This window comes from Pseudomonas sp. RC4D1, from assembly GCF_018390395.1.
In the GTDB taxonomy this organism is placed as follows: domain Bacteria; phylum Pseudomonadota; class Gammaproteobacteria; order Pseudomonadales; family Pseudomonadaceae; genus Aquipseudomonas; species Aquipseudomonas danubii.
In genome coordinates this window covers 328,017-347,333 of the sequence record NZ_JAHBAW010000003.1, presented here as the reverse complement: position 1 = coordinate 347,333, position 19,317 = coordinate 328,017, and the positions used below count along the sequence as shown (strand labels likewise).

At 63.9% G+C, this 19,317-nt stretch carries 21 protein-coding genes; 13 read left to right on the top strand and 8 right to left on the bottom strand.

Annotated features, from left to right (window positions below; translation table 11 throughout):
• Positions 1 to 40: 40 nt before the first annotated feature.
• Positions 41 to 892: a CAP domain-containing protein gene (locus KHO49_RS26580; protein WP_110653050.1), complete on the top strand. Its 852-nt coding sequence runs from the start codon at positions 41 to 43 to the stop codon at positions 890 to 892.
• A 124-nt stretch (positions 893 to 1,016) separates the two neighbouring features.
• Here KHO49_RS26580 and KHO49_RS26575 read toward each other — a convergent pair whose 3' ends face one another.
• Positions 1,017 to 1,691: an ATPase gene (locus KHO49_RS26575; protein WP_110595841.1), complete on the bottom strand. Its 675-nt coding sequence runs from the start codon at positions 1,689 to 1,691 to the stop codon at positions 1,017 to 1,019.
• 246 nt (positions 1,692 to 1,937) lie between these two features.
• Between KHO49_RS26575 and KHO49_RS26570 the strand changes: the two genes are divergently transcribed.
• On the top strand, positions 1,938 to 2,579 hold the full coding sequence (locus KHO49_RS26570; protein WP_213666128.1) for a LysE family translocator: 642 nt from the start codon (positions 1,938 to 1,940) through the stop codon (positions 2,577 to 2,579).
• Positions 2,580 to 2,630: 51 nt separating this feature from the next.
• On the opposite strand, the gene KHO49_RS26565 is transcribed toward KHO49_RS26570, so the two are convergent.
• Together KHO49_RS26565 and KHO49_RS26560 are read right to left on the bottom strand one after the other, a co-directional pair.
• A complete protein-coding gene (locus KHO49_RS26565; RefSeq protein WP_102864264.1) occupies positions 2,631 to 2,813 on the bottom strand; it encodes a DUF1289 domain-containing protein in 183 nt (60 codons plus the stop codon).
• A 3-nt stretch (positions 2,814 to 2,816) separates the two neighbouring features.
• Positions 2,817 to 3,188 carry a hypothetical protein gene (locus tag KHO49_RS26560; RefSeq protein WP_102879911.1) on the bottom strand — a complete coding sequence of 124 codons (372 nt, stop codon included), beginning with the start codon at positions 3,186 to 3,188 and terminating at the stop codon, positions 2,817 to 2,819.
• 113 nt (positions 3,189 to 3,301) lie between these two features.
• On the opposite strand from KHO49_RS26560, the gene KHO49_RS26555 reads away from it, so the two are divergent.
• Entirely contained in the window at positions 3,302 to 5,185 is a 1,884-nt protein-coding gene (locus tag KHO49_RS26555) for an amidohydrolase (RefSeq protein WP_213666127.1), read from the top strand.
• A 102-nt stretch (positions 5,186 to 5,287) separates the two neighbouring features.
• On the opposite strand, the gene KHO49_RS26550 is transcribed toward KHO49_RS26555, so the two are convergent.
• Positions 5,288 to 6,862, bottom strand: coding sequence for a L,D-transpeptidase family protein (locus KHO49_RS26550; RefSeq protein ID WP_213666126.1), 1,575 nt, complete (start codon positions 6,860 to 6,862; stop codon positions 5,288 to 5,290).
• Positions 6,863 to 7,013: 151 nt separating this feature from the next.
• Here KHO49_RS26550 and KHO49_RS26545 point away from each other — a divergent pair, with 151 nt between their 5' ends.
• From KHO49_RS26545 to KHO49_RS26525, 5 genes are all read left to right on the top strand, one after another.
• The gene (locus KHO49_RS26545) at positions 7,014 to 7,727 is read left to right on the top strand and encodes a murein L,D-transpeptidase catalytic domain family protein (RefSeq protein WP_102879914.1); all 714 of its coding nucleotides are present in this window, start codon (positions 7,014 to 7,016) and stop codon (positions 7,725 to 7,727) included.
• Between the two features lie 106 nt (positions 7,728 to 7,833).
• Positions 7,834 to 8,151, top strand: coding sequence for a hypothetical protein (locus KHO49_RS26540; protein WP_102879915.1), 318 nt, complete (start codon positions 7,834 to 7,836; stop codon positions 8,149 to 8,151).
• Between the two features lie 55 nt (positions 8,152 to 8,206).
• Positions 8,207 to 8,728: an alpha-ketoglutarate-dependent dioxygenase AlkB family protein gene (locus KHO49_RS26535; protein ID WP_213666125.1), complete on the top strand. Its 522-nt coding sequence runs from the start codon at positions 8,207 to 8,209 to the stop codon at positions 8,726 to 8,728.
• 87 nt (positions 8,729 to 8,815) lie between these two features.
• A complete protein-coding gene (locus KHO49_RS26530; RefSeq protein ID WP_213666124.1) occupies positions 8,816 to 9,697 on the top strand; it encodes an alpha/beta fold hydrolase in 882 nt (293 codons plus the stop codon).
• A 245-nt stretch (positions 9,698 to 9,942) separates the two neighbouring features.
• On the top strand, positions 9,943 to 11,571 hold the full coding sequence (locus KHO49_RS26525) for a methyl-accepting chemotaxis protein (RefSeq protein WP_102879917.1): 1,629 nt from the start codon (positions 9,943 to 9,945) through the stop codon (positions 11,569 to 11,571).
• 45 nt (positions 11,572 to 11,616) lie between these two features.
• Here KHO49_RS26525 and KHO49_RS26520 read toward each other — a convergent pair whose 3' ends face one another.
• Entirely contained in the window at positions 11,617 to 12,951 is a 1,335-nt protein-coding gene (locus KHO49_RS26520) for an aminotransferase-like domain-containing protein (RefSeq protein ID WP_110595847.1), read from the bottom strand.
• A 113-nt stretch (positions 12,952 to 13,064) separates the two neighbouring features.
• On the opposite strand from KHO49_RS26520, the gene KHO49_RS26515 reads away from it, so the two are divergent.
• Positions 13,065 to 13,961, top strand: a complete 897-nt coding sequence (locus KHO49_RS26515; protein WP_102879919.1) for a DMT family transporter — start codon at positions 13,065 to 13,067, stop codon at positions 13,959 to 13,961.
• Positions 13,962 to 14,307: 346 nt separating this feature from the next.
• On the opposite strand, the gene KHO49_RS26510 is transcribed toward KHO49_RS26515, so the two are convergent.
• Together KHO49_RS26510 and gcvA are read right to left on the bottom strand one after the other, a co-directional pair.
• The gene (locus KHO49_RS26510; protein ID WP_213666123.1) at positions 14,308 to 14,637 is read right to left on the bottom strand and encodes a hypothetical protein; all 330 of its coding nucleotides are present in this window, start codon (positions 14,635 to 14,637) and stop codon (positions 14,308 to 14,310) included.
• A 136-nt stretch (positions 14,638 to 14,773) separates the two neighbouring features.
• A complete protein-coding gene (gene gcvA, locus KHO49_RS26505) occupies positions 14,774 to 15,682 on the bottom strand; it encodes a transcriptional regulator GcvA (protein WP_110595850.1) in 909 nt (302 codons plus the stop codon).
• A gap of 153 nt (positions 15,683 to 15,835) precedes the next feature.
• Between gcvA and KHO49_RS26500 the strand changes: the two genes are divergently transcribed.
• Together KHO49_RS26500 and yfcF are read left to right on the top strand one after the other, a co-directional pair.
• The gene (locus KHO49_RS26500) at positions 15,836 to 16,795 is read left to right on the top strand and encodes a DMT family transporter (protein WP_170003752.1); all 960 of its coding nucleotides are present in this window, start codon (positions 15,836 to 15,838) and stop codon (positions 16,793 to 16,795) included.
• 103 nt (positions 16,796 to 16,898) lie between these two features.
• Entirely contained in the window at positions 16,899 to 17,531 is a 633-nt protein-coding gene (gene yfcF / locus KHO49_RS26495; RefSeq protein ID WP_213666122.1) for a glutathione transferase, read from the top strand.
• 89 nt (positions 17,532 to 17,620) lie between these two features.
• Here yfcF and KHO49_RS26490 read toward each other — a convergent pair whose 3' ends face one another.
• The gene (locus KHO49_RS26490) at positions 17,621 to 17,968 is read right to left on the bottom strand and encodes a darcynin family protein (protein WP_249735867.1); all 348 of its coding nucleotides are present in this window, start codon (positions 17,966 to 17,968) and stop codon (positions 17,621 to 17,623) included.
• Between the two features lie 93 nt (positions 17,969 to 18,061).
• Here KHO49_RS26490 and KHO49_RS26485 point away from each other — a divergent pair, with 93 nt between their 5' ends.
• Both KHO49_RS26485 and KHO49_RS26480 read left to right on the top strand, forming a co-directional pair.
• Positions 18,062 to 18,682 (top strand): TetR/AcrR family transcriptional regulator, encoded by a 621-nt coding sequence (locus KHO49_RS26485; RefSeq protein ID WP_102879922.1) that lies wholly within the window; start codon positions 18,062 to 18,064, stop codon positions 18,680 to 18,682.
• 141 nt (positions 18,683 to 18,823) lie between these two features.
• Complete coding sequence (locus KHO49_RS26480; protein ID WP_502938010.1) at positions 18,824 to 19,303, top strand: hypothetical protein; 480 nt, start codon at positions 18,824 to 18,826, stop codon at positions 19,301 to 19,303.
• Positions 19,304 to 19,317 lie beyond the last annotated feature (14 nt).

The window sequence follows — 19,317 nt, the reverse complement described above, 5'->3', positions numbered from 1 at the left end:
CGGGTGCATCATGAGCGCTGTCATTTTTCGGGAGACCTTCATGCCCCTGCGTCCATTGCTCTTGCCCGCCGCCGCTCTGGTGCTGGGCCTGCTGGGCTCAGCCAGCGCCATGGCCGATGATCGGTCGCAGTTGATCGAATCGATCAACGCCTACCGCAGCCAGCCGCAACGTTGCGCCAACCAGGCCTCCTCGGAGCTGCCGCCGTTGGCCAGCGATCCGCGCCTGATCCTGCCCGTGGACAACGTCGGTGACCTGCAACAGGCCCTGGCACGGGCGGCCTATCCCATGGTCAATGTGCAGGCCATCAGCCTCTCCGGCCCCCGGGATGCCCAGGCGGCGATGCAGGCCGTGCGCGAGAGCTTCTGCCAGGTGGTGCTGGACCCGCAGTTCGTCGATATCGGCGTCAATCGCCAGGCCAACCAGTGGCGCATCGTCCTCGCCCGGCCATTGCTGGCCGCCCGCCTCGGGGATTGGCAAGCCGAGGGCCAGCAACTGCTGGCACAGATCAACAGCGCCCGCAGCCAGCCCCGGCAATGCGGCGGCCAGAGCTTTGCCGCCAGCGCACCGCTGGCCTGGAACGCCACCCTGGGCAGCACCGCCGAAGCACACAGCCGGGCCATGGCCAACCAGAACTATTTCGATCACAAGGACCATGACGGCCGCACCCCGGGTGATCGCGCCGAACTGGCCGGTTATGCCGGGCAACAAGTGGGCGAGAACATCGCCGCCGGCCAGGACAGCGCGCGCAAGGTGCTGGACGGCTGGCTGGCCAGCCCCGGGCACTGCGCCAACCTGATGAACCCGGCCTACCGCGAGCTGGGTGCAGCTTATGCAGTGGACCCGAAAAGCGATGCGGGCATCTACTGGACTGCAATGTTCGGCGCGCCTTGAGGCGCCGGCTTCAGACAGGGCCTGCCGACCACAGTGGCCGGCCAGTCCCCGTCAGGGTTCGAGCCCGGCCATGAACGCAAACGCCCCGATCAACCGGGGCGTTTTTTTTCAGCCAATGGCGACCTTACTGGTTGGTCGCCACCTGCCCAGCATCACCCTGGCTCACCAGCGCCTTGAGGGATGCGTCGAACTGCTTCAGCGCATTGACCTGCAGCTCGGTCTGCTGGTTGATCTGCGCGGCAATTTCCGGTGCCGCCTTGCCCCGGACCCAGACCGAAGGCAGCTCCTTGGCCTGGATGCCTTCGGCCTTGCCGATGTATTGCAGGTTGGCGTCATAGAACTTGGCGATGAACCGCGCCTCCACCTTGCGGTTGGCCTTGGTCACCAGTTGGTTGTAGGTATCGAGCATGACCACCACGTCAGGCCGGGCCTGGACCACGGCATCGAGGCTGTCATACAGGGTCACGGTACCAAAGTGTTTCTGCAACGACGCCGTCAACCAGTTGATCGCCCGTTGCGGGTCGGAGCTGTCGACAAAGGCGGCACTGATGCGCGGGTCGAGCCCGGCATTTTTCGCCCCGTTCAGCGCCACCGAGTGGTAGTGCTCCAGGTACTCCAGGGTATTGAGGGTGTTTTCGCTGTACAGCAGCCCTACCGACTGGGCGTGCCGCAGATCGGCGCTGCTGTCGGCCATGGGCAAGAAGTGGCAGGACATGTCATCGGCGGCGAAAGCTGTCGCAGAAGCACCGGTTCCCGCGATCAAGACAACCACAAGGGTCAATAGAGTCGAGATTCTCATCGGGTGTTTCCTTCTGCAGCCAGCACGGTGTAAGCGCCATCTTCCTCCTTTGCTGGAAAAACGGAACCTGCACTTTTTGATGATAACTATCGATTGCAGCAATGGTTGACAATAGGCACCGATACGCCTGCGAAGGTGCAACCTCGATCACCCGCCACGACCTGCAAGACCCTCATTTTCTGGCATACAGCTGGCCACCGCCGCTATAGAATCAAGCCCCCTTTTTCTGCAACACGAGTCCGAACCATGGATGCTCACTCGATATTGACCTACACCCTGGTGGCGGCAATCGCCATCGCCAGCCCCGGCCCTGCCACCCTGGTGGCGCTGCACAACAGTGTGGCCTACGGTGCCAAGTCGACCCTGTGGTCGTCACTGGGCAATATCAGCGGGCTGTTCTGCATGTCTGCCGCGGCCATGCTCGGCCTGGGTGCGCTGATCGCCAGTTCCGAGTGGGTCTTCAACGCGGTGAAAATCGTCGGCGCCGGCTATCTGTTCTACCTCGGTGCCAAGCAGCTGTTCAGTAAAAGCCAGCTACTGAGCGCCAGCAGCGCCGACAACGGCAAGCTCGCGCCCCCGCCGCGTCTGAAGTTGTTCAAGTCGGCCTTCCTGACCGCCGCCACCAACCCCAAGGCGACGATCTTCTTCACCGCGCTGTTCCCGCAGTTCATCGACCAGCACGCCGCGCTGCTGCCGCAGTTCTTCATCCTGACCCTGATCTTCATGGCCCTGTCGCTGATCTCCCTCAGCGTCTATGCGCTGCTCGCTTCCCGGGCCAAGGGCGTGCTGACCCGCCCGGCGCTGTCCAAGTGGGTCAATCGCGTGGTGGGTTCGACCTTCATCTTCTTCGGCACCACCATCCTGGCGATGCGTCGGCAAACGGTCTGATCAGGCACCTGACCGGGCACCTGATCTGCCTTGCGGGGGGTGAAGCGGCCTTCAACCCTTCTTTTTCTGCAAGGCCTTGAGCCGCGCACTGGCCCGCTGCACGGCGGCCATCTTTTCCGGGCGCTTCATGCGCTTCCATTTGCGGATGTCGTCCTTGGTCCGTCCGCAACTCACGCACAGGTCGCCGCTGAGCTGGCACAGGGCGATGCAGGGGTTGTCGATTTCCTTGGCCATGGCTCAACCCCGCCCCGGACGCAGGCGCTTGAGGCGTTGCGCCCAATCACCGGCGTTGACCCTGCGGCACTGTTCTTCGCTGTCGAAGAACACATGGGCGGCCAATGAGTCCAGGCACACCTGGGCCTCGTTCAACGCTCGGGCCGTCAACTCGATCATCAGTGGGCCCTGGCCCGCGGCCAGAGCGCGCTCCTTGTGCGCCTGGGTGTCGAAGACCCAGACCACCACCAGGCTGGCGGGAAAGGCCGCGTAATCCGCCTCGTGGGTCAGCCAGGCAAAACCCTCGATCTGCGCCTTGGCGCTTTCGCAAGCCTCGGTCAGGGTGACGGCCAGCAGACGCTCCATGGCGGCCTGCTGGCGTTTGTTCAATGGCATGACGACCCTCGAGAGGCAAAAAAGGCCGCACACGATACCTCAAGCTTCTCTCTCGGGACGCATCTTTGCGTCTAGGCTTGTGCCCTCCTTCATACCTTCAAGGAAGACAGGTCATGTCACGACCCTCTCTCACCCTGCTCCTGGCCGCCATCCAGCTCGCCTGCGGCAGCGCCATGGCCGCCACGGGCGCCCCGGTGGCCGACGCCATCTGGTTCAACGGCCCGATCATCACCCTCGACGACAAACACCCCAATGCCCAGGCCGTGGCGGTGAAGGACGGCAAGATCCTCGCCGTGGGCGAGCGCAAACAGGTACTGCAGAATCAAGGTCCGACCACGCAGATGATCGACCTCAAGGGCACCACCCTGCTGCCGGGCTTCATCGACCCCCACGGCCATGTATCGATGGTGGGTTTCCAGGCCGCCAGCGCCAACCTGCTGCCACCGCCGGACGGCACCAACGACACCCTCCCCAAGCTTCAGGAAACCCTGCGCAACTTCGAGCAGCAGTCACCGATCCCCAAGCAGTTCGGCGTGCTGTTCGGTTTTGGCTATGACGACTCCCAACTCCAGGAACAGCGGCACCCGACCAAGGACGACCTGGATGCCGTGTCCAGGGACGTGCCCATTGCCATCGTCCACCAGTCTTCGCACCTGGGGGTGCTCAACAGCAAGGCCCTGGAACTGGCGAAGATCGACGCCTCGACCCCCGACCCGGAAGGCGGGGTGATCCGCAGGGTCGAGGGCAGCCAGGAACCCAACGGCGTGCTGGAAGAAAACGCCTTCTTCAATGCCCTGATCAAGATCTTCCCCAAGCTCACTGCCGACCAGGCGGTGGACATGCTCAGCGCCGGGCAACAGCTGTACATCAGCTATGGCTACACCACCCTGCAGGACGGCCGCTCCTCGCCGGACCAGGTCAAGACCGCAATCAAGGCCGCTGGCGACGGCAAGCTGCTGGCGGACATCGTTTCCTACCCCGATATCCTCACCCCGGGCACCAAGGAACTGTTGGTCGCGCCCTGGTATCACCCGACCAACCAACCGGTGAGCTATGACCGGCACTTTCGCATCGGCGGGGTCAAGCTGACCCTGGACGGCTCGCCCCAGGGCAAGACCGCCTGGCTCAGCCAACCCTACTTCAAGCCGCCTCAAGGTCAGGACGCCAGCTATGCCGGCTACGGCGTGGTCAAGGACGACGACGCCCTGACCATTTACAAGCAAGCCCTGGCCAATCGCTGGCAGATCCTCTCCCATGCCAACGGCGACCGGGCCATCGACCAATTGCTGAGCTCGATGCGCGCCGCGGAAAAAGCCTACCCCGGCGTCGATGTGCGCCCGGTGCTGATCCACGGCCAGACCCTGCGCCAGGATCAGGTGGCCGAACTCAAGCAACTGAAGATCTTCCCGTCACTGTTCCCCATGCACACCTATTACTGGGGCGACTGGCACCGCCAATCGGTGCTGGGGCCGGAGCGCGCAGAAAACATCTCGCCCACTCAATGGGTGCTCAAGGCCGGCCTGAAGTTCACCACCCACCACGATGCCCCGGTGGCCCTGCCAGACTCCATGCGGGTGCTGGCGACCACAGTCAATCGCACCACCCGCAGCGGCTATGTACTGGGGCCGGAGCAGCGAGTGACGCCTCTGCAAGCGCTCAAGGCCATGACCCTGTGGTCGGCGTACCAGCACTTCGAGGAGGACCGCAAAGGCTCCATCACCCCCGGCAAACTGGCGGACTTCGCCGTGCTGTCGGCCAACCCGCTGACCGAAGCGCCCGAAAACCTGAGCGAGATCAAGGTGCTCAAGACAATCAAGGAAGGCCGGGTGATCTATGAGCGGCCGGCCAAGGTGACGCCGTTGCCAGCGCCGCTGGGCATGCATGGCGATCCATCGCTGCCGCTGCCCCAGGGAATCAAGGCCGTCGCCCAGGGAGATGGCGACCTTGGACCGGCACTGAATGTGATCTACGACCAGCTGGCACCCGCGCAGCCCTGAAACCGCGGCGACACGGCCCTTTTACAGGTACACGCTTGCTCGCGAACCCGCGCTTGCCGATTGAGTGCGGCGCTCACCGGTTCATCGCGAGCAAGCTCGCGGCTACAGGAGCTTGCTGCCCAAGGCGCTGGACAGGACTTCGTCGTGCCCATAGATATCCGGCGCATACAGCAGTTGCCCATGGCTGTCGGCCTGCACCGTCCAGTAGCTGAGCAGGATCGGCACCGGCCTGGCCAGGCGGAATTCATGGGTCAGGCCGGTGGCCAGCAGTTCGTTGGTGCGCAGTCGCTCCGCCGGGCTCAGCAACCAGTCGCGCAGTTGCAGCGCCTGTTCGACCCGCACGCAGCCGGAACTGAAGGCGCGGGGCCCCTTGCTGAACAGCGCCTGGCTCGGGGTGTCGTGCAGGTACACGGAGAACGGATTGGGAAAACGGATGGCGATGCGCCCCAAGGGGTTGCGCGGGCCCGCGCCCTGGCGCAGAAGAATATTGCCCGGACGCTCCCAATCGACATCCTCGGGCGCCAAGGGCTGGCCATTGGCATCCAGCACCTGCAGGTTCTGACGATTGAGGAAGCCCTGGTCACGGCGGATTTCCGGCAGTTTGTCTTCCTTGAGAATGGTCGGCGGCACCGTCCAGGTAGGGTTCAGGGTCAAGCGCGTGACCTGGGACTTCAACAGCGGGGTCTGACGCTCGGCACGGCCGACCTGGGTGCGGGTCTGCCACACCACCGCATCGTCCTGATAGAAAGTCAGTTGCGCGGCCGCGACGTTGACCAACACGATATTGGGTTCGAAATCCTGGGCCAGCCAGCGCAGGCGTTCAAGGTTGATGCGCAGTTGCTCACGGCGCTGGGCCGGGCTGATATTCAGCTCCTTGAGGGTGCCCGCGCCAATCACGCCATCAGCCTGCAGCGAATGACTGAGCTGGAAATTTTTCACCGCGTTTACCAGGTCACTGCTGAAGGTATTATCGGCACTGACCTCGGGGCTTGGCAGAAAGCCGCCCAGGTACAGGCGCTGGGCCAGTTCCGGGACTCGCTTGTCCTGCATGTCCGGACGCAACAGCGGGCCACCGGCTACCGCCTGCCAACTGGGTAATGGTTGCTGGCGTTCACGGGCATAGACCTGGCGCAGGTTGCGGTACTGCTCAAGGTTCGGACGGGCCTGATCGAAGGCGCCGGCGAGGTTTTCCAGCCCGGGCACAGCCATCGCCAGCAACGCCGCCTGGCGATCGTCTGCCGGCGGCTGGGCCCGCCACAAGGGTTCAAAGCGGCTCTGTGACAGGCGACCGTAGTGCAGATCCTGCAAGGCTTGCAGGTACTGATGACTGATCGCGATATCGGTGCACAGCTCATCCCCTGCTGCGCTGCTCACCGGCAGCCGATAGCGCTCCGGGTCCAGGCCGTCATCGATCACCTGGGCCAATTGCGCCTGCAAGCTGGCCAGCCGGTGCTCGGCGGACCACACCGGCTGTTCGCCGTTCTGGCGGTAGAACGCCTGCAACAGCAGTTGCGCGGAAGCATCCAGGCGTGGACTCAGTGCCGGGCAAGCCACCGCCAACTGGGTCAGCGTCAGTTGCAGCGCACTGGCCGGCGCCAGCGCAGGGTCCTCGGCCAGCGCGACCAATGGCGCAGCGAGCAGGCACAGGCTCAAGTAACATGCGGTTTTTTTGAACAACTGCTTTACTCCAATCCGTGGCCTTCAGTGCGTTGGCCAACCGTTACGGCAGATGGGGAACAATCAGGCCTGGGATCTAAACATATAGACCAGACTGCCGGGGGAACGACAGGACGTCAGGAGCCAAAGTGATCATGGGGATGCTCTAAACATGTTGAACTTCTTGTGCCGAATCTGCCTGGCGACTATCGCTCTGGGCGCCTTTTGCAGTCCTTCCTTCGCCGCCAGCAAACCCGCTCCCGCGCTGTACAGCAGCCTCGCTCACGCCGCACCGGAACTCAATCCCCAGGCCCTGAAAAGTGCCCTGAACGCCATGCAATGCGCGGTCAACAGTGGTGCCCGACAAGCCCGGCACCTGGCGGTGATCGACTACTCGCAACCGTCCACCGCGCGGCGCCTGTGGATCTTCGACCTGCGCAGCAAAAAACTGGTGCTGCGCGACCTGGTGGCCCACGGACAGAAGTCCGGGGAAAACTTCGCCACCCAGTTCTCCAATCGCCTGGGCAGCTATCAATCCAGCCTGGGCCTGTTCCGCACCCAGGAGAGCTACGAAGGCACCCACGGCTACTCCTTGCGCATGGACGGCCTGGAGCCCGGCTTCAACGACCGGGCCCGGGACCGGGCCATCGTGATCCATGCCGCCGACTACGTGAACCCCTTGTGGAGCCAGCGCCAGGGCCGCATCGGCCGCAGCCAGGGCTGCCCGGCGGTGCGACCCCAGGTGGCGCGCCAGGTGATAGACAAGCTCAAGGATGGCCAGTTCATGTTTTCCTGGTATCCGGACCAGCGCTGGCTGAAATCCTCGCCCTACCTCAATTGCCAGCCGCGTCAGGTGGCGAGCATCCTCAGTGCCAATGGCAGCTGAAGCCCAACGCTGAGCGCTGCGCTCAGCCCGTTCGCGGGTTGCGCCGAGCGCCGGCGGCGAGATACCGTTGCCGACCTGGAACGCCACCTCGCCCGAGCCGGACCTCATGCCTTCAGAGCCCACCCTGCTTCTCCATCATCCCGGACCACGCCCAGCGTTCTACCGGGTTGCCGAACACCTGTGGGGTGCCGGCTGCAACGTGGACTCCGATGGCGACAGCCGAACCGCCGACGATGAGCAGTGGACCGAGCTGACCCTGATACTGCGCGACTCCAGCCAGCAACGGCTGGACATCGACCCATTGTCCCTGGCGCCCCTGGTCTTGCTGATCCGCGCCTCACAGGCGGGTCTAGGCGAAAGGGCCGCGCACTTCATCCAGTCGGTGGCAGGCGGCACACTCCAGGCACACATCAAGGACCGATAAGGATCGGGCCCTGCCCCCCGGCAGTTGCCCTCCTTTCAATACTGGCAGCGCTCTAATGAATCCACCCGAGATAGACTTTTTCCCCGACTTCATCACCGACCCGCAACGGCTGTTCAACCACCTCAAGCATGACGTGCAGTGGGATGAACGCATGCGCGCACGCAAGACTGCCAGCTTCGGCGCGCCCTACGACTACTCGCAGATCACCTACCCGGCAGTGCCGATGCCCGAGGCGCTGGAGCAGCTGTGCGGGCCGATCGAGCAGCTGCTGGGCTTTCGCCCCAACAATTGCCTGCTCAATTTCTATCCGGACGGCCAGTCCTCCATGGGCTTCCATTCCGATGCCAACGAGCAACTGGTGGAAGGCACCGGGGTGGTGATCGTCTCCCTGGGTCACGCCCGGGCCATGGTCTTTCGCCACAAGGAAAGCGGCGCCACCTTCGACTACAGCCTGGCCAGCGGCTCGCTGATGCACATGTCGGACGAACTGCAGAAACACTGGCTGCACGCGATCCCCAAGGCCCCGAATGCCGGCGAACGCATCAGCCTGTCGTTTCGCCAGCTCAAGACCGCGTAGTGCTGGACTCGGTCAGGATCGGCCCTTGACTCAAGGGCCGCGCCATCGACAATGCCCGGCTGTGATCACCGCTCGAATAGAGGCCCCATGCAGTTGCTTCCCTGGTCCTACCCCTGCCCCGAAGGCTTCACCCTGCGCGGCCTGCGCTCCGAACCTTCGGGTAAACCGTTGCTGCACTTCCTCCACGGCAACGGCTTCTGCTCCATGGCCTATCGTCCGCTGCTGGCCTTGCTGGCCGAATCCTTCGACCTGTGGCTCAGCGACGTCCAGGGCCATGGCGATAGCGATCATGGCGGCCCGTTTGTGGGTTGGAACCGCACCGCAGAACTGGCGGCCGAAGCCTTCGAGGCCGGGCTCAAGGCCTACGGTGATGTGCCCCGCTACGCCGTCGGCCACAGCTTTGGCGGCGTGCTCACCAGTCTGATCGTGGCCGAACGCCCCCAGCTGTTTGCCAAGGCAGTGATGCTCGACCCGGTGATTTTCAGCCCATCGATGATCAGCTCCCTGAGGCTGCTCTCGGCCCTGGGCCTCAACCGTCGCCATACCCTGGCTCGCAAGGCCGCTGCTCGCCGCCAGCATTGGCCGGACCGCGCCTCGGCCAAGGCCGCCCTGGCCAACCGGGGGATCTTCAAGGGCTGGAGCGACGAGGCCCTGAACGCCTACATCGAGCACGCTCTGAAAGACGACGGTCAAGGCGTAGCGCTCAAATGCTCCCCTGAACGCGAGGTGGACATTTTCAGCAGCTTCCCGCGGCGCCTGTGGCGATCCCTGCGCCGGGTGCAGACCCCGACCCTGGTGATCCACGGGCGCGACAGCTACCCCTACGTCGCCCGCTCGATCAAACGCTGGGCCGCCCTCAACCGGCACCTGAACACCCAGGTGATCGACGGCCAGCACTGTTTCATGCAAGTCGACCCAGTGACCAGTGCCCGCTCCATCGCAGGCTTCCTGCAAACCGAAGCCCAGTGAAAGCCGCGGGCCAGGCGCCCGCAAATAGATGTCATCGTGATATCATCGGCGGGTTTTCCAGGCCGGCCGTGCCTCCTGTCCCCCCTGGAAGACCCTGGCAAAGGCGCCGATCAGATGCGCCTACCGCCGACCTTGTGTGCAAAAACCGACGGTGCCGTGAAGCCTCGCTCCATAGCGCACCGCACAGATGCAAACCGCGACTCGCTTCGCCGGTTGTACTTTTTGCCGCCACAAGGAACACAGTCATGCTCTTGAGAACGATGAATATTTCCCGCCGCGCAGGGTTCAGCTTCGCCCTGATCGCCCTGCTGGCACTGGGCCTGGGGGGCTTCTCGTTGCTGGAAATGCGGCGCATGAACCAGCAATCCCTTGAGGTCGACCAGAACTGGCAGCCATCGATTGTCGCCGCCAACGCCCTGGCCCTGACCAGCACCCAGATCCGCACCATCACCCTGCGCATGCTGGTGGTCCGTGACCACGACGATGTACAGGCCCTGCTCAAGCGCGTCGGCGAACTCGACGAGCAACTCAATCGCCAGCAAGGCGTCTACGAAAAGCTGATCACCGAGGCCGAGGAGCGCTCGGCCTATGAACGCTTTCTCAGCGCCAAGGCGGCCTACATCAAGGAACAGCACCGGGTGGTGGAACTGGTGCGCCAGGGGCACAAGGAAGCGGCCATCGATGTCGTCGACGGCGGTTCGTTCCTGACCCATGCCGACGCCATGCTCAAGGAGCTGCTGGACATCATCGACACCAACACTCGGGGTGGCGTCGCCGCCGCGCAGCTGAGCAGTGAGGTGTTCCAGGGCGCCATTGCCATGGTCGTGCTGATCATGCTGATCGTGGTGGCCCTGACCATCGCCCTCGCCCTGCTGCTGACCCGCAGCATCGTGCGCCCACTGGGCCAGGCCGTGGCCGTGGCAGAAACCATCGCCAGCGGCGACCTCGGCCAGAGCATCACGGTCAGTGGCAAGGACGAACCGGCACGCCTGCTGCAAGCCCTGCAAACCATGCAGGCCAGCCTGCGGGGCACCCTGCAGCGGATCGCCGATTCCTCCAACCAACTGGCCTCCGCCGCCGAGGAACTGCATGCGGTCACCGAACACTCCAGTCAAACCCTGCACCAGCAAAGCAATGAAGTGGAGCAGGCTGCCACGGCAGTCAACGAGATGACCGCCGCCGTGGAGGAAGTAGCGCGCAATGCGGTGAGCACCTCCGAAGCCTCCCAGGAAACCGACCGCACCGCCCACCACGGCCGCGAGCAGGTGCAACACACCGTGGACTCCATCGGCCAACTGGCGGCAGACGTGACCCAGACCTGCGAACAGGTCGAGCACCTGGCAGTGGACGTGCGCAATATCGGCCAGGTGCTGGAAGTGATCCGCTCGATTGCCGAACAGACCAACCTGCTGGCCCTGAATGCGGCCATCGAAGCGGCCCGGGCCGGAGATGCCGGACGGGGGTTTGCCGTGGTCGCCGACGAAGTGCGGGCCCTGGCCCATCGCACCCAGCAGTCGACCCAGGAAATCGAAAGCATGATCAACACCATCGAGGAAGGCACCGAGGGGGCGGTCAGCGCCATGCGCAACAGCAACGAGCGCGCCCATCTGACCCTGGAAGCCGCCCGCGCCTCGGGGCTGGCCCTGGACCAGATCACCCAGGCCATCACCGCGATCAACGAACGCAACCTGGTGATCGCCAGCGCCAGCGAGGAACAGGCCCAGGTCGCCCGGGAAGTGGATCGCAACCTGATCAACATCCGCGACCTGTCGACCCAGACCTCGGCCGGGGCCAACCAGAGCAACGCCGCCAGCCAGGAACTGTCGCGGCTGGCGGTGGACCTGAACGGGCTGGTGACCCAGTTCAAGCTCTAAAAAAGCAATTGTCAGCGGCAAGTTCAAAGCTTCGAACGTGCCGCTTCAGAACGCGTAACGGGCGATCACTTGCCGGACCTTGGCCAGCGCCTCGGGCAAATCGGCCAGGTCCACCGAGCCCAGGGCCAGGCGAATGGCATGGGGCACCGGCCCGGCGCAGACAAAGGGCTCGGCGGTGGACACCGAGACGTTCTCGCGCAGCAACGCCATGGCCACCTGATCGGCGCGTACTTCCTCGGGCAAAGGCAGCCAGAGGAAGTACGAGTTGGGGTGGCCGATATGCTCCAGCCCTGCCAACAGCTCCCGAGCCAGACGCTGACGGGCCTGGGCGTCCTGGCGTTTTTCCTGCTCCAGGCGCGCCACGGTGCCGTCCTCAATCCAGGCACAGGCCATGGCGGTCATCACCCCGGGGGTGTTCCAGGTAGTGGCGCGGATCGCGCGTTCGAGCAAGGGCGCTCGGTCTGCGGAGGTCACCACGTAGCCGACCCGCAGCCCGGCGGCCACACTCTTGGAAAAACCCGAGATGTACACCGTGCTTTCCGGGGCCAGGGCCGCCAGGGGCGCAGGTGGATCGTCCGCCAGATAGGCGTAGGCCGCGTCCTCAATGATCAGCAACCCATGCTGGCGGGCCAGGGCCACCAGACGCTGGCGCCAGGCCAGGTCAAGCACCCAGCCCATGGGGTTGTGCAAAGTCGGCATGGCGTACACCGCCCTTACCCGCCGACGCTGGCACAAGCGCTCGAAGGCATCGAGGTCCGGGCCTTCTGCCGTCAATGGGATGGCCAGCAACTCCAATCCGTGCGCATCCGCCACCACCTTGAACCCCGGGTAGGTCAAGGCATCGGTGGCCACCACGTCGCCGGGCTTGAGCAGGGCCATGACCGTGGTCGCCAGGCCGTGCTGGGCCCCACTGACAATCAGCACCTGCTCGCCCTTCACCGCCAGACCGCGACCCGCCAAATGCTGCGCCACCGTGGCCCGCTCATGACTGCGGCCAGCGTGGGGTTGATAGCGCAGCAGGGCCTCCAGGTCGCCGCAGGACGCCAACTGACGCAGGGCTGCGCGCAGTAACTCTGCCTGCCCGGGCAAGGACGGGTAGTTGAAGTTCAAGTCCAGGGTTCCGGCCGCCGTGGCCTGCTGATCTACACCTTGTCCGGGCGGTAGCGCGGTTTCCCGGACAAAGGTGCCACGCCCGGTTTCGCCGCTGATCAAGCCCATGGCTTCCAGCTCGGCATACACCCGCGAGGCGGTTACCAGCGCCAGCCCTTCCCTGGCCGCCAGCTCTCGATGGGTGGGCAGGCGGGTGCCAGGGGCCAGCACACCGCGACGGATATCGGCGGCAAACACATCGACTAACTGCTTGTAGCGGGCGCGGGCCATTGACGCTGTATCCATGACAATTTTTTGATTGTGCTGATTTTCAATCCTAGGATGAGCTGGACGCAAGCCCCACCCCGGGCCTGCCCCTGCCAATCGTAGTGAGCACTTGTTGAATGGAACGGACATCGCACCTGCAATCCCCCCCGCTGGAAAATACCGCCGGCGGCTGGCTGAACGGCTTTATCGGGGTACTGATCTTCAGCGGCTCACTACCGGCGACCCGGGTCGCGGTGCTGGAGTTCGACCCGCTGTTCCTTACCGTTGTCCGCGCCACCCTCGCTGCGGTCCTGGCCCTGTGCATCCTGTTGCTGTTCAAGGAACGACGCCCCAGCAGGCAGCAATTGCTGCCCCTGACCATCGTCGCCCTGGGCGTGGTGCTGGGCTTTCCCTTGCTGACCGCCCTGGCCCTGCAGTACGTGACCTCGGCTCACTCCATCGTGTTTCTCGGCCTGCTGCCCCTAGCCACCGCGGTATTCGGCGTGTTGCGCGGCGGTGAACGACCGCGTCCGGTGTTCTGGCTGTTCTCGGTGCTGGGCAGCCTGCTGGTAGCGGGCTATGCCCTGTCCCAGGGGCTGTCGGCGTCGCCCCAGGGCGATTTGCTCATGCTCCTGGCGGTGCTGGTGTGCGGCCTGGGTTACGCCGAGGGCGCGCAACTGTCCCGAACCCTGGGAGGCTGGCAGGTGATTTCCTGGGCCCTGGTTTTGTCGTTGCCGGTCATGGCGGTCCTGACCCTGTTCAGCGCTCCGGCCTCCTTTAGCGGCATCAGCCTGCCGGCCTGGTTCAGCCTGGGCTATGTCTCGTTGTTCAGCATGTTCATCGGTTTTGTCTTCTGGTACCGCGGACTGGCCCAGGGCGGGATCGCCGCCGTCGGCCAACTGCAGTTGTTGCAGCCATTCTTCGGCCTGGCCCTGGCCGCCGGCCTGCTGCATGAACAGGTCAGCCTGGGCATGCTCGGGGTCACAGTGGCAGTGATCCTGTGCGTAGCCGGAGCGAAGAAGTTTTCCAGATAGCAGTCAGATTCAGTGGCAGTGGCTGATCTGCCCTGCCACTGATGGTAAAGGGAAATGAAACCGGAGCCGCGAACGGCCCCGCTCAAGTCGGAGAGATAGTGGCAAGCGCACCGATAGCGATGGTCAAGGCTAAAAATCCAAACAAGAAAAACGCCATCTTAGTCATCAGGCCTCCTGAACATTAGGTTTGCGGTGCAGCGGACCGGATCTCCAGCCAGGAGACCCAGTGGGCGCGCCATTTTCAAACCTCGGCTGCTCTGATAACAGATGCAGATGAGCGAGAAAAATACGGATCAGAAACCTCAATCCCGTTACGCAGCACTCAGGCTAGAGCCTGTAGCAGCGACTATCGACGGGCCAGTTTGTAGCGCACACAGTCGTCGTAAAAGCTTTTGCGCAAGGCTTCGGGCCTGATCCGCGAGGGGCTGTCGTAGGTCTGCTCGGTGATCCCCAGGGCCATCATGCGCATCCAGCCCTTGCTGAACTTGTAGACCTGGATCTTCTGCCGCGCCGCGTACAGCGACACCCCGGACAACTTCAGCTCCTGGGCCCTGGCAGCCGTGCCTGCGCCCCAACTGCAAACATAACGATCATTGGCCGCCAGCTCCCGGGCCTGGGCCGCACAAGCCCCACTCAGCAGGGCAAACGACGTCAGCGTAATCAACACATGGCGCATTTTTCGGTCACCTAACCACCTGAAAATAAAGTGATTTTGCCGATACCTCGGCCAGGGCGGGGCCAGCAGATTGCCTTATCGATCAAGGCAAAGTGCCTGCCACTGCTGGCCAGTCATGCGGTACAGGCGCACCGCACTATGCCAGCGGCTCGTCGCTGGGGGGCGCACGCCCGGCTTCGGCCAGCAGCCACTGGCGCAACAGCGCGACATTGGGTCGCTCCAGGGCCGCTGCCGGATAGACCAGATAGTAAGCCAGATCACTGGCCACACCCTGGGCAAGCGGCGCCAGCAGGCAGCCCTCGGCCAGTTCCCGGCGGACCAGCGAGCGGCGTACCAGGGCAACCCCCAGACCCGCCTTGGCAGCTTCTATGGCGCCATTGCTGTCGACGAACACCCGGCCCCGGCCGCCGTCGATCTGCCCGGCCCCGGCCGCCGCCAGCCACAGCGGCCAGTCGTGACGATGCTCATCATGCAACAACGGCAGCCCTGCCAGCTCGGCGACCGTCAGGCCAGCGTCCTGCCCCAGCAGCTGCGGGCTGCACACCGGGGTCAACTGGTCATCGAGCAAGCGTTCGCTGAGCAGCCCCTCATAGCGACCAAAGCCGTGGCGCACCGCCAGATCGACGCCATCGCGGGCCAGGTCTACCTGGCGGTTGCAGGCGCTGATCCGCACATCCACCCCAGGTGCCTGCGCTTCGAATCCCGAGAGCCGCGGCACCAGCCACTGTGTGGCGAAACTCGGCGTGCAACTGAGCACCAATACCTCCAGACGCCCACTCCCGACCATCTGCGCCGTGGCCTCGCGCATCATCCGAAAGGCCGTGCGCAAGGTCGCGAAGTACTCCTCACCGGCCGCGGTCAGGATCAAGCGCCGGGGGCGGCGCAAAAACAGCGCGAGACCCAGCACCGACTCCAGTTCCTTGACCTGCAAGCTGACGGCGCCCGGGGTGACATTCAGCTCCCTGGCCGCCAGGGTCACGCTCAGATGCCGCGCTGTGGCTTCAAATGCGCGCAGTGCCGCAAGGGGCGGCAAGGCCATGCTCATGATTTAGCTCTCCTCAACCATGGAGCGAAAAACGCTCGTTTGTCCGCGGTCGCAACTCGCAGAATAATTCGACACGGCAGCCATTCAAATAGCCAAGGCGTCCGTGCATCGACGAGCAGGACTCAATCATTGAAACACGTAGGAGTAAGCGGCATGACCAGGCAAAAAGTCATGGGAGTGATGGAATGGGGGCAATTGCTGGTGCTGTCGATCCTCTGGGGCGGCTCGTTCTTTTTTGTCGCGATTGCCGTCAAGGAGCTGCCGCCACTGACCATCGTCATGCTGCGGGTGAGCCTGGCCGCCCTCGCCCTGCTGACGCTGATCCGTATCCTCGGCCTGTCACTGCCCCGGGACCGACGAGTGTGGCTGGCGTTCTTCGGCATGGGGCTGCTCAACAACGTGCTGCCCTTTGGCCTGATTGTCTGGGGCCAGACCCATATCGCCAGCAGCCTGGCCGCCATTCTCAATGCCACCACGCCCCTGTTCGCGGTACTGGTGGCCCACGTCCTGACCACCGATGAAAAAATCAGCGGCAACAAACTGGCAGGGGTGCTGGTCGGCTTTGTCGGGGTGGCGATGATGATCGGCCCCGATGCCCTGGCGGGTCTCGGGGATCATCTCGGGGCACAGTTGGCGGTACTGGGTGCGGCACTGTCCTATGCCTTCGCCGGGGTCTTCGGCCGGCGCTTCAAGGCCATGGGCGTCGCCCCACTGCTCAGCGCCAGCGGTCAGATCTGCGCCTCCAGCCTGCTGCTGATCCCCCTGACGCTGCTGCTGGAGCTGCCCTGGAACCTGCCACTGCCGAGCCTGGCCACCTGGGGCGCGCTACTGGGAATCGCCCTGCTGTCCACCGCCCTGGCCTATGTGCTGTTCTTTCGGATTCTCTCCAGCGCCGGCGCCACCAACCTGATGCTGGTGACCTTCCTGATTCCCATCAGCGCCATTGTCCTGGGCTGCCTGGTGCTGGGCGAGCAGTTGCACGCCAGGCACCTGCTGGGCATGGGCATGATCGCCTTGGGCCTGGCGGCCATCGACGGCCGGCTGCTCAGGCGCTTCAGGGCACGCAAGCAGGCACCGTTGGATAGCGACAGTTTTCTCGGCAAGGACATTTGATAGCGGCCGGTATTCCCGCGAGGAATGCACGGATAAAAATCGCGCATTTTATTTATCGCCCGGGATCTCTTAGCGTGTCCGTTCCCCCATTGGAGATCCCGCCGTGACCGACGCCCGTCCACGCCTGTACGTCGATGCTCAGTTCACCAGCCCCTATGCCCTGTCAGTGTTCGTGACGTTGCGGGAAAAGGGCATCGACTTCGAACTCATCCCCCTTGACCTCGATGCCGGTGAGAATCGCGCCCCGGACTATGCCCGGCTGTCCCAGACCCAGCGGGTGCCGACCCTGGTGCATGACGGCTTTGCCCTGTCCGAATCCTCGGCCATCACTGAATACCTGGAGGAGCTGTTCCCCGAACCCGCGATCTATCCCCAAGACCGACAACAGCGAGCCAAGGCCCGCCAGGTCCAGGCCTGGCTGCGCAGCGATTTGCTGCCGATCCGCCAGGAGCGCTCGACCCTGGTGGTGTTCTATGGCTGCAAGGGCGAACCTCTGTCGCCACCCGCCGAGGCGGCGGTGACCAAGCTGATCGATACTGCGCAAGCGCTGTTGGCCGATGGCCGTGACTGCCTGTTCGGCCAGTGGTCGATTGCCGATGTCGACCTGGCGCTGATGCTCAACCGGCTGATCCTCAACGGTGACCCGATGCCCGCGAACCTGGTGGACTATGCCCGGCGCCAATGGCAACGGCCGGCAGTCCAGGAGTGGCTGCAATTGCCGCGGCCGGCGCTGTAGCGGCCTGGGGCGGATACGTTTGATGAGCCGCCAATGCAAAAACCCTCCCGCAAATCCGGGAGGGTGCCTGGTTCAGTGACGCAAACGACTCAGGACGCCATTAAGGGCTGCTGCTCATAGTTCTTGGCATAGGCGTTCTCCACGCCGGGAAGGATTTCCACTATCGAGAAGTAGCGGTCCCAGAACGGCGTCTCCCGCAACTCCTCCACCAACAGCTCATAGGCATGGTGACTGCTGGCTTCCCACAGCCACAGATCGGTGACCCGCGCCGAGTAGAACTCGATATCGAAGAAGCGCAGCGATACTTCGGCCGAATGCCGTTGCAGAATCGGCTCCATCTGGGTACGCAACAGGCGAAAGCGCTCCTCGACCGGAAACCCCAACCACTCCGGGGTGGTTTTTACCAGCATGAATACGCTGAGCACGGTGACAGACATGGTGTTGACTCCTGACAGACAAAGGGTTGATGAGTGCTGCTTGCCCAAGCAGAATACGAGTCATCACTCACCTTTGAAACTCGCATTGCCGCTATGTCAAAACACCCTGCCAGCCCTCCTCTGACCCCGCGTAAAACCCCGAGCCAACGCCGTTCGGCGCACACCGTCGAGGCTATTCTGGAAGCGGCTGCTCGCATTCTGGAAACCCAGGGACTCACCGCCTGCTCCACCAACGCCGTGGCGCAACGGGCCGGTGTCAGCATCGGCTCGCTGTATCAGTACTTTCCCAACCGCGATGCCCTGACGGTGGCGCTGATCGAGCGCGAGACCGCGCAGTTGCTCAGCGATGTCCACGACGCGAGCAGTCACGGCAGCGCCCTGGAGCGCATCCGCGCCATGGTCCAGGCCGCAGTGGCCCACCAGTTGCGCCGGCCGGAACTGGCCCGAGTGATCGATTTCGAAGAGCGCCGGCTGCCGCTGCAAGAGCGCCATCAGCGAGTGGCCCAGGTCATTCATCAAACCCTGGTGCAGGCCCTGCAATTGGCCGATGCACCTTGGGTGCTCGATGACGTGGTCACGGTGGCCCACGACCTGTTCGCCCTGACCCACGGCATGATCGATGCCGCAGGTGAGCGAGGTGAAACCGACGCCCTGGACCTGGAGCGCCGGGTCATGCGCGCCATCCGCGGCTATCTGACGCTTGCCGGAGAATGATCGACCGGCGCGGCGACACACATGACGGCTGACGCATGCAGGCAAACATATGCAGGGCACCATCGGCCTTGCCCAAGGGCACGCCGTGATGTGGCAGGCCGCTCAGCGCCAGAAAAGTACCCGTGCGCCGATCCGGCTGGTATGGTGCGCCCCTTGGAAATACACCGCCCGACCCTGAGGAACCTGACCTTGAGCAGTGAAGCAAAAATGACCGGTGACCTGTTCGAAGTCGACAAGCGCCTGGCCCTCAAGCCCATCGTCGACTTCAACAGCTACCTGCGCGCCGCCTTCGCCGACGGCCCCTGCACCTGTGGCCGCTGCGTTGCCAGCCAGGGTGACGAAACCGGCTATGAATACCAGCACAGCTTCAACTTCGCCGGCCGCGTGGCCCACCGCCGCTTCGCCAGCACCGCTGGCAGCGACGTACTGCTGGCCCTGAAGAAAGCCTGGCTGTCCTTCACCAAGATCGAGCTTGCAGTGAGCGGCGAGCTGGACCTGGCGACGATCAAGGACTTCGTCGAGCCCGAACTGCACAAGCTGCTGGTGCCGCTGTTCGTCGCCAGCGGCCTGACTCGCGAAGTGGATGGCCAGTTGCAGATTCAGGCGCAAGTGGCGGCTTGAGACAACCGTCACGC